This window comes from Telluria sp. ZT3P39 (assembly GCF_059685935.1).
Map to the genome: position 1 here is coordinate 72,042 of NZ_JCASIH010000014.1, position 14,384 is coordinate 86,425.

The following is a 14,384-nucleotide window of genomic DNA, read 5'->3' on the forward strand; positions in this document are numbered from 1 at the left end:
CGGTGTTATGCTTCAGTCAAAACAAGCATGGAGCCGATACAATGCTCGACAAATTCTTCAAGCTCACCCAGAGCGGCACCGACGTGCGCACCGAACTGCTGGCCGGGCTGACGACCTTCCTGACGATGGTCTACATCATCTTCGTCAACCCCTCGATCCTCGGCGACGCCGGCATGCCCAAAGAGGCCGTGTTCGTGGCCACCTGCCTGGTGGCGGCGCTCGGCACGGCCGTCATGGGCCTGTACGCCAACTACCCGATCGCGATGGCGCCGGGCATGGGCCTGAACGCCTATTTCGCCTATGCCGTGGTGCTCGGCATGGGCATCGCCTGGCAGGCCGCGCTGGGCGCGGTCTTCATCTCGGGCTGCCTGTTCATCCTGGTCTCGGTGCTGGGATTGCGCGGCATGATCGTCAACGGCATCCCGCGCTCGATGCGGGTGGCCATCACGGTCGGCCTGGGCATGTTCCTGGCCCTGATCGCGCTGAAGAACGCCGGCATCGTGGTGGCCAGCCCGGCTACCCTGGTGAAAGCCGGCGACCTGCACCAGCCGCCAGCCATCATGGCCGTCATCGGCTTCTTCGCGATCGTGGCGCTGGACCGCCTGCGCGTGAAGGGCGCGATCCTGATCGGCATCGTGCTGGTGACGGTGCTGTCCTTCTTCTTCGGCGGGAACACCTACAAGGGCATCGTCTCGCTCCCGCCCTCGATCGACCCGACCCTGCTCAGGCTCGACATCCCCGGCGCCCTGTCCGCCGGCATCCTGAACGTGGTGCTGGTGTTCTTTCTGGTGGAGCTGTTCGACGCCACCGGCACCCTGATGGGCGTGGCGCGCCGCGCCGGCCTGCTGGTCGAGGGCAAGATGGACCGCCTCAACAAGGCCCTGCTGGCCGACAGCGGCGCCATCGTGGCCGGCAGCCTGCTGGGCACCTCGAGCACCACCGCCTACCTGGAAAGCGCCTCGGGCGTACAGGCCGGCGGGCGCACCGGCCTGACTGCCGTGACGGTGGCGGTGCTGTTCCTGGCCTGCCTGTTCATCGCGCCGCTGGCCGGCGTGGTGCCGGCCTATGCGACCGCGCCCGCCCTGCTGTTCGTGGCCTGCCTGATGCTGGGCGACCTGGGCGACGTCGACTGGGGCGACTCCACCGAAAGCATCCCGGCCGCGGTGACGGCGCTGACCATGCCGTTCACCTTCTCGATCGCGGAAGGCATCGCGTTCGGCTTCATCACCTATGCGGTGCTCAAACTGCTCACGGGCCGGGCGCGCGAAGTGGCGCCGGTGGTGTGGGTGATTGCCGCGCTTTTCACTTTCAAGATCGTGTACATCGGTACCTAGCGCCAATTGTGTCGGAAAGCATCGTTTTGCGCTGCCTTTGGGATACAATGTCCGGCATCCTGCAAGCGCCCTCGTGGTAACGATGCTCATGAAATCATTCAACTCTCTTGCGAAAAGCCTGGCCCTGGCCCTGTGCGCCGTCCACGGCGCGGCCCAGGCCGAGCCCGACCTGCCGATGGTCGGCAACGTCCACGCTCCCTTGAGCGTGGCGCTGCCCGAGATTCCAGAAGGCGGCTGGTTCACCTCCGCCGAACTGGGCGCGATCACGACCTCCGGCAACACCAGCGGCACCTCCATCACGGGCAAGATCGACGCCCGCCACGAGACCGCCGCCTGGAGCCATGAATTCGTGGTCAGCGGCTTCTTCAAGGAAGACGAGTACGAGGACGACGAGGGCAATATCGAAAAGAGCAAGTCGGCCGAACGCTTCGCGGCGTCGGCCAAGGCTTCGCTCAAGCTGCTCGGCGAAGGCAAGCGCGCCTTCATCCTCGGTTCGCACGTGAACGACCGCTTCGGCGCGTATACCCGTTATTCGTCGGTGTCGGTGGGCCATGGCTCGAACTGGTTCAACACCGGCGACAAATCGCTCGACGTCGAGATCGGCCCGGGTTATTTCGCGGGCGAGCGCGCCACCGGCGAGGACGAAAGCGGCCTGACGGTGCGCGGCGCGGCCCAGTTCCGCTGGCGCGTGAGCCCCTCGGCCTATTTCGCGCAGAGCGTCAGCGTCGAAAAAGGCACCTCGAACACCCACTCGGTGGCCGAGACCTCGCTAAGCACCAAGATCAACTCCACCATGCAGATGAAGGCTGGCTTTTCCGCCCGCAACGACACCAGCGTCCCGGCGGGCAAGAAGAACCTGGATACCCAGACCTCGCTGACGATGGTCTATTCGTTCTAGCCGCTATCCTATAGCTGGAAGCCGCCGGCCGTCTGCGTGAATGCGTTGATGCCGGCGCTCATGGCCGTGACCATCGCGCGCTCGGCTGGCGACAGCCCCGGATGCCAGATGTCGAAGATCAGCACGACCCGCAGCTGGTCGCTCTCGTTCCAGGCTTCGTGCTCGATGGTGTCGTCGAACACCCAGGCCTTGCCCTCTTCCCATGCGCGCGTGTCGTTCCCGACCCGGAAGCCGCAACCTGGCGGCACGATCAGCGGCAGATGGGTGACCAGCCGTACGTTGCTCACGCCGGTGTGCGGCGGGATCTTCGTGCGCGGCTTCAGGACCGAAAACATGGCGCTGGGCGTGCGGCCCGGCTGGTCCGGCTGCGGCGCCCCGGCCAGCAGCGCCATCGTGCGCGGGCAGCGTTCGGCATTGCCGGCCACCGACTCGCCATTGTCGATCAGGCGGAAGGCATTCCAGCTTGGCGAGCGGTTCAGTTCCGCCCACTGGGCCAGCGGCTGGTCGTCGCCATAATTGATATAGGGCGAGAAGCCTTCTTCCGACGCCATCACGGTCAAGCATTCAGCGCGGATGTCGCCGGTTGCGCTTTCAAAGGCGTCGAGCCAGGGAAAATCGGCGCGCTCGAAGAAGCTGACCGGGGCCAGGCCCTGGAAATGGAACAGCGCCGGCTGCGAGTCGTAGCGGCGCTTGCGCCCAACCATGACGTCGAGCGAATCGCGGAAGCGCCGCAGGTCTTCTCCCTGCATGTCCTTGAGCCGGGGCGCCAGGAAATCGTCCAGGTAGCTGCCGAATTCGCGGCTATAGGCTTCGTGCCAGGCCAGGGCTTCGCGCACCGCCGGCTGCAAATCCGGCGCCAGCGATTGCAGGGGTGGCGCCACGGCGGCCACCGCGGCGCAGGCCGAGGCCGCGGCCTGGCGCTTGCCCTGGCGGATGTAGAGGCGGCTGCGCATCAAGAGCCCGACCAGGTCGTAGGGATCCACCGTCAGGGCGCCGCGGATCGCGGCTTCTTCAGCGGCATCGTCCTGCATGGCCAGGCAGACCACGGCCAGGTTCAGCCATTGCTGGACCTCGCGCCCGTCGACGCTGACCAGGCGTTCGAGCAGCGCCCGCGCCTGCGCATGTTGCCCGGCCTGGAAGGCCGCGTGCGACAGCGAGCGCAGCGCGCGCGGATGGTCCGGCGCCCTGGCCAGGATGCTTTCCCACAAGCGATTCGCGCGCTGGTGCTCGCCGCGCGCACTGGCCTGCAGCGCCTCGCGTTCGATTGCTGCAATCTGGACAGTGTCTGGCTGCCTGTTATTTACCTGCTGCACGTGAACCCCGGGATGTAAGTACGAGCCAAACATTCTGGTGCAACACTATGCATATTAGCAAGCAGTATTTACTTCAGGCCATTCTCTCCTGCACGCCGCTGCCGCGGCTGCCTTTCCCGATCGCCAGCAGCGCAAACAGGCTTAACAGCGCGGCGCCCGACAGGTAGTAGCCGACCCAGGCCAGCCCGTAGTTGGTCGCCAGCCAGGTCGCCACATAAGGCGCCAGCGAGGCGCCCAGGATGCCGGCGAAATTGAAGGTGAGCGAAGCGCCCGTATAGCGCACTTCGGGCGGGAACATCTCGGCCAGCATCGTACCCAGCGGCCCATAGGTGAAGCCCACCAGGCACATCCCGATGATCATGAAGGCGCCCACCGACAGCAGCGTGCCGGCGCCGAACAGCGGACCGAACAGCAGGCCGAACAAGGCAATGGCCGCGCTCACCAGGATCATTGCCGCGCGCCGGCCGTAACGGTCGGCCAGCAGCGCCGAGGGCGGGATGGTCAAGCCGAAGAACACCACCGCCACCAGCTGCAAGGTCAGGAATTGCTGGCGCGAGAAGCCCAGCTTCATCGTGCCCCAGCTCAGCGCGAACACCGTCATCAGGTAGAACACCACGAAGGTGCACACCGCGATGACGGTGCCCAGCACCAGGGCGCGGCGATGGTCGTGCAGCACGGCCAGCACCGGCACCTTGACCCGCTCGCCACGGTCGATCACCTTCTGGAAGTCGGGCGTCTCGGTGATCTTCAGGCGCACGTACAGGCCGACGATCACCAGCAGCGCGCTGGCCAGGAAAGGAATGCGCCAGCCATAGCTGAAGAACTCCGCGTCGCTCATCACCTGGCCAAGGACCAGGAAGGTAGCGCCCGACAGGAAGAAGCCGATCGGCGCGCCCAGCTGCGGAAACATGCCGTACCAGGCGCGTTTGGATGGCGGCGCGTTCTCGGTGGCCAGCAGCACCGCCCCGCCCCACTCGCCGCCCAGGCCCAGGCCCTGGCCGAAGCGGCACAGCGCCAGCAGCAGGGGCGCCGCGGTGCCGATCGACGCATAGGTCGGCAGCAGGCCAATCAGGACCGTCGAGATACCCATGGTAAGGAGCGCGGCCACCAGGGTGGCCTTGCGTCCGACGCGGTCGCCGAAATGACCGAACACGGCCGAGCCGACCGGGCGCGCGAAAAACGCGATGGCGAAGGTCGCCAGCGATTGCAGGGTGGCGGCGGCCGGGTCGGCCGCCGGGAAGAACAACCGCGGGAAGACCAGCACCGCGGCGGTGGCATAGATATAGAAGTCGTAGAACTCGATGGTGGTGCCGATCAGGCTCGCGAACAGGACGGTGCGCGGCTTGTTGGCCGGGAGGTGGCTTGCAGCTTCCGTCATGCGGCACCGGCCTGGGCCAGGGCCACGCGCACTTCGTCGCTGGAGACCGGCCGCACCACGCGCGCGACTTCCTGGCCGTCCTTGAGCACGACCACGGTCGGCCACAGCTTGATGCGGAAGGAGCGCCCGAGCGCGCGCCCCGGTCCGTCCTCGACCTTCACATGGCGCACCGGGCCGGAGCGCAGGGCCTCGTCGATCAGCGGCTCGGCGGCACGGCAATAGCCGCACCAGTTGGTGCCGAAATCGAGCACGGTGGTGCCGGGCAGCGCATCGATGGCGCTGCGTTCGGGCTGGACGGTGTCGTAGGTCATGCGGTACTCCTCAATAATGCCGATATGGCAAGCGTACCAAGAAATGCTTGTGAAAGGTGAAATGCCTAACTGACCATGGTGAGTACCGGTGCCATAGTTGAATCAAACTCGTCAACAGGAGCCAACATGGCCGACAATCTGCAAAAAGCCGGATCGCAAGACCGCAGCCGCATCAACGTGCACGAAGAATGGGAAGTCCGCTACTGGACCGAAGCCCTGGGCATCAGCAAGGAACAGCTCATCGATGCCGTCAAGCAGGTCGGCCCGGTGGCCGACAAGGTCCGTGAGCACCTGAAACGCGGCTGATGCACCCTGTTCGGCCGGCGCCGCCCCAGCCGCGGTCCGGCCGGACTCCCCGGTACGCGCACCCGGCGCCGATCCATCCGAAAGGAGCCCGGTTTGAATAGAATCACTGTCTTCGTACAATCCCTCGACATTTCCCTGGCCAACGCTTTGTTCGCCATCGGCGCCGCCATCGGCAGCTTCATCCTGATGCACGCGGCGCTGATGCTGTTCCGCAAGCGTCTCGGCAAGCTCAGCGAAGAACGCCAGCACCGCCCCGTCGCCCAGGTGCTGATCAAGACGCTGGCGCGCACCGGCACCTTCGCCATCTTCGCCACCGCGGTCCTGATCGGGCTGTCGGTGCTCGACCTGCCCGAACCCTGGAATGGCCGCATCAGCCACCTGTGGTTCTTCACGCTCGGCATCCAGCTCGCGATCTTCCTGCACCGCGCGGTCAAGGTCGGCTCGCGCCGCTACTTCCTCAAGCACAAGCGCGCCGGCATCGACCAGCAGGTGACGGTCGCCCATACCGTCGTCATCTGGCTGCTGCAGACCACCGTCTGGGTGGTGTTCGTGCTGGCCATGCTGTCGAACCTGGGCATCAACGTCACCACCTTTATCGCCAGCCTGGGCATCGGCGGCGTCGCCATTGCGCTGGCCGTGCAGAACATCCTGGGCGACCTGTTCGCGTCGATGTCGATCGCCGTCGACAAGCCCTTCGAAGTGGGCGACTCGATCACGGTCGATAAATTTTCCGGCACGGTCGAGCACGTCGGCCTGAAGTCGACCCGGCTGCGCGCCATCGGCGGCGAGCAGATCATCATCTCGAATGCGGAGCTGCTGCGCCAGACGGTGTTCAACTTCCGCCGCATGACGACGCGCCGCATCCAGTTCACGCTGCGCGCCAGCCCGGGCACCCCGCGCGAGCTGGCGGCCCAGGTGCCGGAGCGGGTGCGCGCCATCGTCGGCAAGCATGACCGGACGCGCTTCGACCGCGCCCACCTCAAGACCGTGGACCAGAACTGGATCGAGTACGAGGTCGTCTACACCATGCTCGACACCGACTACGGCCTGTATATGGATACCCAGCAGGCGATCAATCTCGACCTGATGGACATGTTCGACGAGCTCGGCATCTCGACGGCGCTGCGCCCGCAGCACGTGCTCTTGCAGGAGGCATCGAACCAGGGCGAGGTCCGTGGCGACCAGCCGGTGGCCGCCAACGAATATGCGCCCACCGCCCTGCGTCCGCGCTTCGTCACCTGACCCTGTCAATCCGGGCATTCGCCCCCAGCTGTTGCGTATTCCCGTCATCCCGCGACCCATGCGAAGCTTCCTGCGCAGCCTCTTCATTGCCGTTCTCCTGGCCGGCGCCTGGGGCCTCATGGGTCCCTGGCTGCGCCATGGGCTGTACGCCATGCGCCTGGCGTCGATGCCGGCGCCCCCGGCGCTGGCCATGCCGGTCCAGGGCGTGCGTCCCAAGGGCTTGCGCGATACCTGGCATGCCGCGCGCGGCAACGGGCGCCGGCACGAGGGCATCGACATTTTCGCCAGGCGCGGCACGCCGGTGCGCGCCGCCACCGAAGGCATCGTGCTGCGGACCGGGACCAACCGGTTAGGGGGACAAGTGGTGTGGATGCTGGGGCCGGGCGGCCAGCGGCACTACTACGCCCACCTCGACCGCTTTTCGGACGTGGCGGCCGGCATGCGGGTGGAGGAAGGACGGGTGCTGGGGTTCGTGGGCAATACGGGGAATGCGGCGGCGACGCCGCCGCATTTGCATTACGGGGTGTATGGGACCGAGGGGGCGGTCAATCCGTATCCGCTGCTGCAGGGTTCGGGCAGGCGGTAGCTGCGGCAAATGGAGCCTCCCGTGTTCATCCAGTGCCAGGAACGGCAACAGTAATTGCCGATGCCATGCCGGTGGATCAGGACAGTCATATCGAGGCAATCAACTTCGCACCGCAGGCGGTGAGATCGTTGTCATAGGCATAGGACCGGCCCTTGTGTTTGGCACCGGCACCGTTCGGCTTGATAGGAAACTTCCCTTTGCATTTGGGACAGAAGGTCACATCGTCGGCAAGCGCTGCCTCAGTGCCCATCACCACCGTGCCGGACGAAACGGAAATGACTTGGCCACCATGATCGGTCTTGTCATTCAATCGAATCACGCCACGTCCTTCGTGCTTCATGTTCAGTTCTCCCGGTGTTAATTGGTGAGCCGCCCTGCTGAGATGCCCTGCTCGGAGGAAACGATTTGTGCGAGCACAGCCACTCGCGTACAGCATGCAGACGACTGCTGAGCAAATATGTCCTTTGACATGGCAGCTTGATCTATTTTCTTATTGTGTTTCCGCTTCGAGAAGATGCCACTTCAACTCGGCATTTTCCAGCGGCAGCATCCAGTCGCGCCTCGGGTCGGGGAACGGCTGCCCTGCCGTCAGCCAGCGCTGCCGCCACGCTTGATTGACTTCCTGTTCCAGCGGGTGGCCCGGCGCGAGCCAGGGCTGCCAGGTGCCTGTGCGCCGGCAGGTCTTGTTTCCGTCGCATTCCACCTGCGGCTGCAGTCGTGCGACCTGGCGCGACAGCCTGAGCGCCGTGCGCGGCGCAACCATGCCGGCGTCGTTACGTACGGTGATCACGCGCTGCCAGACCACGCCGGAAACCACTTTCCCGCCCGTGCCGTCCGGGATGCGCGGCTGCTCGAACGCTTCGCCCTTGCCGTAGAGGCCGGGCGCAATGCCGGCCAGGAAGGCGCGCACCTCGGCTGCTTCCTGCGGCGCGGTCGGTTGCCAGTAGCTGGCGACCGGCGCCTGGAGGGCGTTCGTCGTTTCCGCTATGGGCCTGAACGCATAGGCGCTATCGAGGAAGTAGCGGCCCTTCCTGAGTGAAGCCTCGGTGGGTGCGGGAGTGATTGGTGCGGGCACGACGGCCATGGCCGCCGCAAGCAGGCTTTCGCGGGTTCCGTCCCAAGGCGGCAGTGCGGCCGGCGGCAAGGGCAGGATCTTGTCGAGGTTGGGGAAGCGCCGGTCGGGGTTGAAACTGAGTGCCTTACCGAGCAGTTTGTAACGCTGGCCGCGTGCCTTGTCGATGAAAGGCACGAACATGCTTTCCAGGTCGCCTGGATGGTCAAACTCGATGAACAAGCTATATGCGCAGTGCATGCAGCCTCCCTTCACGCCCTCGTGCAGCGCCCGCATCACGCGGTCGCGGGTCGCCGGGGTTTCCCTGCCGCTTTCCGCTCCGTCCGGCGCGCGCGGAACCGCGTACATGAATTCGAGTTCTTCGGCAGCCGGGCCGTATCCTTGGCCCAGCGCGCACTCGAACATCTTGATCGCAATCGGGATGTTGCCCCAGTAGCCCGGCTTGAGACCGTCCGCGCCCGCATCGATCTTCTCGCCGAGGAAATGCATTGCATGCGGGTTGCCCATCTGGGCCGCCTTCTGGAAAAAGGCATAGGCGCGGTCGGGATCGCCGGGCACACCGGTGCCGTTGAGGTAATAGGTGCCCATCCGGTCGTAGGCGGCCGGTATGCCCAGTTCCATGGCCTGCGACACCAGCGCCGCTGCCTCGTCCTCGCCATGCGGCAAATCGTGCTTTTCCACGTACAGGCTGGCCAGGTTCAGCATCGCCTTCCAGTGATGCCGCTCGGCGGCCTGACGGGTCAGCCGGACGATTCTCTTGTAGTCGCGGTCTTCATAGAAGGTCGTACCATCTTCCAGCGCGCGGGCCTCGAGAAACCAGTCGTCGGCCTGGGCGTCGACGGGCGGCACCTTGCTCGCTTCGGTCTGGCAGTCGAAGGAGGCAATGTGCGGATCGAAGGGCGCCAGGGCTTGCAGATGCGGGGGAAGCTTGGTCTTGTCCATGTTGCAGGCCACCAGGAGTGTGAGCGTGATGAGGGTCGTTGCCGCGGTGCGGCTACGATGTGGAGAAAAAGCGGTAAAGGTCCGCATGGCTCAACCGAGACGCATGGTCGAACTCCGACCATCGTCCAGCGGGACGATGAAGCCTTCCATCTGCTTCTTTTTCGGGTCGGTCGACCGCGACTTTTGTCTTTCTTTGTTTATTCTCATGAGCTTTACCCAGTTAATGAAGGTTTCTTCGATTTCCCGTGGCGTCGCATTCCCCCCGTCATATTTCCCGCCCGTGAGCTGCGCCCAGACCCGTTTGCGCAGGGCGGTTGCATGCCGTGGGTCGTTGGTGGCGAGGTTGATCTCGCTGTCGACCGCCATGCTGCGCTGGTTCAGGTTGGCGCTGCCGAGCGTGAAGAAGCCGTCGTCGATCAGCAGCAGCTTGGAATGGATGTAGATTTCGCGGTAGCGCCACTGGCGCCGCGCCTGGTTGAATTCGCAGGCGTTGAGCACGGCCACGCATACCCGCAGTCCGTAAATCTCCTTGAGGATCAGCGCGGACGGCTTGTCGATCCTGTTGGCGGTCGAGACGACATCCGTCGATGCTTGCTGCGTCGCCCGCATTCCGCTCACGCCCCTGAAGGAAAACTGCCTGGACGCTTGTTGCTCGAGCCTGGCCTTTTCATTGGCTTCCTCGATCATCTTGACCTGCCCCTTCATGCCGCCGTGCTGGCCCAGCGTGGCGAGGGTGTCGTAAGTGCGCGGAACCATCTGCGCCCGCTCGGGAGCCGGAATGACGACGAAGACGTGCATGACCGGCACGTCCTCGCTGCCCTTGCCGATCTTCGCGCAGTTGCGGTTCCACCCGGCGATCACCTTTTTCCGGATCGCCAGCAAGTGCTCGGCCCAGTCCTGGTACTGGAAATACTGGTTTTCCAGGTACAGGTAACCGGTCGCCGCGGCGGCGACGCGGGTCGCATTGAAATAGATGTCCCTGATCGTGAAATCGTCTTCCTCGGGCTGGGTGCGGACAATCTGCACCGTCGAGTCGCCACCCTCTGCCTTGCGCAGCAAGGCAGAGGGTGGCGTGGCGCACGCGTAAGGCTTGGCGGGGGCGGCGCCCCCCGCACGTTCCCAGCCCCGCTCGAAATTCTCGTGCAGCGGTATCAGGGCGCGGCCGCCTTCTAGGCGGCAGGCGTAGTCGCGGTAAGGCTTCAGGGTCTCGAAATCGGAAAGTCCATCGACGCCCTCCGCATGTTCTTTGGTCGTCTTGGCCGCGCCTTGCTCGCGCAGGGGATTCTCGACGCAATGCTCCGGGGTGTCCCAATAGTCGGTCAGCGAATTCAGGCCCATGACGTAGCCGACCGCCTTCCTGCCCTCGTCATGGGCGAAGTCGATCAGGATGGGCTTCTGGTGATGGGTGCCGCCATAGGTCAGCAGCTTGCTCTCGACTGCGTCGGGCTGCCTGGCCTCCTGGTCAAGCGCGTCGTCGATGCTGCCGGAATCGCCGTCCCGCAGGCGGATACTGATGTTCGTCAGCCGCCCCGCGAATGCCGCCCTGTACCAGCTGCAGCAATACTCTTCCCTTGCCATCGCCGCGAGTTTGTCGCCCGGGATGTTCCATTCCTTCTTATGCCGGTTGGCCTGGGCATGCTCGCGTATCAGTTGCAGGCTGCGCCCGGCATTGAGCCGCTGGGCTTCCAGATCGCCATACTGCGCGCGCCAGGGACTCCTGCCATGGGTATGGCCCGGCATGTGCTTTTGCAGCCTGCCGCCGCTGGCGCTATGCCAGGCCAGCAAGCGCACCCGCACGCCGCGCCGTCCCGCCGCGATCAGGAGATCGCCATAGGTGTCGGCCCGTGGCCAGTGATACCCGTTGCGCACCAGCTCCATTCCCGGATCGAATCCCCAGCACACCAGGTCGATGCTGTCCTTCGCGGCTGCGATGTCCCTGGCGATGGCTGCGAAGCCGTCCTTCCCGCATATCAGGACGCTGAGCTTGTTGTTATGGGTGATGGGATGGGTGGCGTTTCCCCCCTTGTTCCTGTTCTCCGCAAACCACTGGATGGTGGATGTGGCTTTGCAGCCGACTTCGTCGATGTGAACCTGTTCGGTTCGCAGATAGCCTTTCGGGCCCATGAGAATTCCTGTTCCGTTCGAGGCAAGTTCAAGAGCGGGTGCGGCCTTGCGCCGATCCATCGAGCGCGCGTGCGCCTTCGTTCGAGAGACGCTGCTCGCTGTGCAATGCCTTGTCCTTGGGATCGAATTTCTCCCAGGCTTTCAGGTCGTATCTGTCGCCGTTCGCCAGCTCGACGGTATATCCCTGGGTTCCGCGTGTGTGCTCGATAGCAACACGGCCGAGGTCGTCGGTGATGCCTTCTTCGACCTGGCTCCCGTTCTTGAACAGCGTGTAGGGAACGTTCGCGAATGCGCCACCGCCTTCCTGGTGCGTTTGCAGCGAGAAGACAAGCTGCTTCGGGTCTTCGGGCGTCTCCGGCTCCGCAATGGTGATCTTGTGCTCCGCCGATGGTTGCGGCCGATTCTGGGGAGCGAGGGTTTCGAGGTTGCCGTGGAATAGCGCCGGCTTGGGTGCGAAGACCTGCATTCGGTCGGTGATCTCGACCATGGCCTCGGAACCGTGCAGCCGCACGCCTTTCTTTCCCCTGATGTCGACCCAGTCGGATTGGCTGATCATGGACAGAACCTTGTTGGCGATGAGCTGGATGTCGTCGTCGTGCGCCTGCACGGTGATCTTGCCGGCAGCGGCAACCAGCTTCATGCCCGCCTTATGGACGAACAGGCGCATTGTCTGCCTGATGCTCGCGAACAGACTGTCGCCGGTGGCGATCGAAAGGCTGCGTCCGGTCGTCAGGGCCGTGTGCTCGGCGCTGGCGATGTGGGTCGATTGCGCAGAGGTGGCCTCGATTCCGGACGGGCTGGCCAGGACAAGGTGAGGTTCGGAGAGCTCCGGGAACTGTTCGCCGGTTCCCCGTACGGCGTCATTCTGTACCTTGAGCGCATCGGCGACGTCGTGCTGCTGTCCGCTTTCCTGGGCCAGGCCCTGCAGCGCCGCCGTGGCCTGCCCATCGTGCAGCTTGTGCGCGGCATCCAGCCGTTTCGCCGTTTCGCCCATGTCCTTGATCGGCCCGCGCGCGGATTTCCGCGCCTCGGTCGTGATCAACAGCCCCCGTGCCGCGCGCGCCACGCCGTGCCCGTCGGTGCTCAGCTCCCAGCCTTCGCCGCGCCCATCCTGGCGCCCGCTGGTGTTTTCGATGCGTGTGATGTAGCCAAGCGAGAGCTGGCTGCACTGGTGGTCGCTTTTCAACTGCGCCTGGATCTGTCCTTTCGTGTCGTCCAGGATGAGATGGTTGCCGCGCGTCCCGCCGCCCAGTTCCCGGCTGCGCAGACCGGCGAGCGACTGCTGTTCCGGCAGCGACCACGGCGGCATGTGCTGTCCGTTATGGACGGCGCCAAGGATCAACGGATGATCGATATTCCCGTTTGGGTAGACGACCGCCACCTCCTCGCCCACGCGCGGCAAGCGGATCTGCCCGAATTCGTCCCCGGCCGCCGGTGTCATCACCCTGATCCAGGGGGAGCTGTTCTCGTCGTAATGGCCCAGCCGGTCCCAATGGAGTTGCAGCTTGACGCGCCCGTAGCCGTCAGTGTGGATCTCGGCCCCGGCCGGGCCAACGACAAGCGCCGTATGCAAGCCCATATAAGTGGCAGGCTCACTGTTGTAGCTGAGGCCGGGGCGCCAACGGATATCCTTGCGAATGCAGGTAAAACGGTTTTCGTAATGCGACGGTGCGCCCAGGCCAGCCTGGTAGTTATTCGATACTTCGTGGTCGGCGGACAGGATCAGATAGTAGCGGTCATTGATGCTGTCGCGCGGCTCGGGCTCGTATGCAGGCGAGCGCGGCGCGGCGCTGAAGTTGCCGCCGAGCTTGAAGGTGCGGCCGGGCAGCACGCACCTGTCGTTACCCGCCGCCTCGAAATACTGCGTGTCCTTGTCCGCTTCGTCCATGCGCCGGCCCGCCAGCTGTTCGCCGTCAGCGCGCATGCGAAAGCCGTACGCCCCGGTGTCCTCGTAGATCTCATAAGGAAAGAAGTCGTCTTGCCGGTCGAGCGAAGGGGCTTCGACGCGTTGGGCACGCGGATTCTTGTAGTCGAAGCTCGTCAGCGTGGTTCGGCCCGAGCCGAGACGCCGGCTTACCGTCCACTCGCGGATGCCGTCGTCCTCGCGCGAGCCGCCCTTGTGGTGGATCGAGATTACATATGCTTCGTCGTCGATCGGCTTGGACAGGAAGCTGTCGTCCGAAAGCATGAGCTTGTGGCGGCCGAACTCGTGCTCGTACCAGTAGTGCAGGCCCAGCCCTTCCCAGCGCCGGTGCAGGTGGTTGTAGTCGGTCTCGTTGTACTGGTTGGCGACGGTCAGCTTCGGATCGTCGCCAGTCAAGTGGATGTGCCAGTCGGCCTGGCGGTAGTGCTTGATGGTTTCCTCGGTGATCTCGCGCACGGTCTTGTTGTGGAACGAGACGCAATCCTTGCGCAGCCGGGCAAATGCAAGCCAGGGTTCGAACACCATCTGGTAAAAGGCAAAACCGCCATCGCTGCGCAGGAAGCGGAACTCGGTGATGTAACCGTTGAAGTAGCGCAGCGACCCGTCTTCCCGCACCAGGGAGACGGTCACCATTTTTCCCATGACGATTTTCAGCGGGATGCGCGGGTTGTCGGACAGCACATCGAGCACGCCCCGAAAACAGCAAGAGACGGCTTCGTGAAAGACCAGCTTGTCCGGCAGGAGGATCGCGGGCGGTCCGTCCTCGAAAGGAAATTTCAGCTGCATGACGCGCTTGTGCTGGGATGCAGCACTGAATGCGGACCGCACGGCATCAGCCGCAAGCGCCTGGATGTCGCCCATTGATTGCCTCCGATGGCCGCCCGCCGTGACTGTGGGCGCAATAGAAAAAGTAAACGGCTACCTTACCCTGATGCTGTCAATTTGAAATTGACC

12 protein-coding genes are annotated in these 14,384 nt (G+C 64.5%); 5 read left to right on the forward strand and 7 right to left on the reverse strand.

What is annotated here, in order from left to right; translation table 11 throughout:
* The first annotated feature begins 41 nt into the window (after positions 1-41).
* Complete coding sequence (locus AC56LR_RS14465; protein ID WP_497131389.1) at positions 42-1,334, forward strand: NCS2 family permease; 1,293 nt, start codon at positions 42-44, stop codon at positions 1,332-1,334.
* An 88-nt stretch (positions 1,335-1,422) separates the two neighbouring features.
* Entirely contained in the window at positions 1,423-2,232 is an 810-nt protein-coding gene (locus AC56LR_RS14470; RefSeq protein ID WP_497131391.1) for a DUF481 domain-containing protein, read from the forward strand.
* An 8-nt stretch (positions 2,233-2,240) separates the two neighbouring features.
* Here the strand turns inward: AC56LR_RS14470 and AC56LR_RS14475 are convergent, their stop codons facing one another.
* From AC56LR_RS14475 to AC56LR_RS14485, 3 genes are all read right to left on the reverse strand, one after another.
* Entirely contained in the window at positions 2,241-3,545 is a 1,305-nt protein-coding gene (locus AC56LR_RS14475; protein ID WP_497131392.1) for an aspartyl/asparaginyl beta-hydroxylase domain-containing protein, read from the reverse strand.
* 73 nt (positions 3,546-3,618) lie between these two features.
* On the reverse strand, positions 3,619-4,923 hold the full coding sequence (locus tag AC56LR_RS14480) for an MFS transporter (protein ID WP_497131394.1): 1,305 nt from the start codon (positions 4,921-4,923) through the stop codon (positions 3,619-3,621).
* The gene (locus tag AC56LR_RS14485; protein ID WP_497131396.1) at positions 4,920-5,234 is read right to left on the reverse strand and encodes a thioredoxin family protein; all 315 of its coding nucleotides are present in this window, start codon (positions 5,232-5,234) and stop codon (positions 4,920-4,922) included. Before AC56LR_RS14485 ends, AC56LR_RS14480 begins: the two co-directional genes overlap by 4 nt.
* A 126-nt stretch (positions 5,235-5,360) precedes the next feature.
* Here AC56LR_RS14485 and AC56LR_RS14490 point away from each other — a divergent pair, with 126 nt between their 5' ends.
* The 3 genes from AC56LR_RS14490 to AC56LR_RS14500 all read left to right on the forward strand — a co-directional run bounded on the left by AC56LR_RS14490 (position 5,361) and on the right by AC56LR_RS14500 (position 7,368).
* Positions 5,361-5,540, forward strand: a complete 180-nt coding sequence (locus tag AC56LR_RS14490; RefSeq protein WP_497131398.1) for a DUF3606 domain-containing protein — start codon at positions 5,361-5,363, stop codon at positions 5,538-5,540.
* 93 nt (positions 5,541-5,633) lie between these two features.
* The gene (locus AC56LR_RS14495; protein ID WP_497131400.1) at positions 5,634-6,782 is read left to right on the forward strand and encodes a mechanosensitive ion channel family protein; all 1,149 of its coding nucleotides are present in this window, start codon (positions 5,634-5,636) and stop codon (positions 6,780-6,782) included.
* 58 nt (positions 6,783-6,840) lie between these two features.
* Positions 6,841-7,368 (forward strand): M23 family metallopeptidase, encoded by a 528-nt coding sequence (locus AC56LR_RS14500; protein WP_497131401.1) that lies wholly within the window; start codon positions 6,841-6,843, stop codon positions 7,366-7,368.
* Between the two features lie 85 nt (positions 7,369-7,453).
* Here AC56LR_RS14500 and AC56LR_RS14505 read toward each other — a convergent pair whose 3' ends face one another.
* From AC56LR_RS14505 to AC56LR_RS14520, 4 genes are all read right to left on the reverse strand, one after another.
* Positions 7,454-7,708: a PAAR domain-containing protein gene (locus AC56LR_RS14505; protein ID WP_497131403.1), complete on the reverse strand. Its 255-nt coding sequence runs from the start codon at positions 7,706-7,708 to the stop codon at positions 7,454-7,456.
* Between the two features lie 150 nt (positions 7,709-7,858).
* Positions 7,859-9,382, reverse strand: coding sequence for a tetratricopeptide repeat protein (locus AC56LR_RS14510; protein WP_497131404.1), 1,524 nt, complete (start codon positions 9,380-9,382; stop codon positions 7,859-7,861).
* A gap of 90 nt (positions 9,383-9,472) precedes the next feature.
* Entirely contained in the window at positions 9,473-11,506 is a 2,034-nt protein-coding gene (locus AC56LR_RS14515; RefSeq protein ID WP_497131405.1) for a phospholipase D-like domain-containing protein, read from the reverse strand.
* A 28-nt stretch (positions 11,507-11,534) separates the two neighbouring features.
* Positions 11,535-14,291, reverse strand: a complete 2,757-nt coding sequence (locus AC56LR_RS14520) for a type VI secretion system Vgr family protein (protein ID WP_497131406.1) — start codon at positions 14,289-14,291, stop codon at positions 11,535-11,537.
* Between the last annotated feature and the right edge of the window lie 93 nt (positions 14,292-14,384).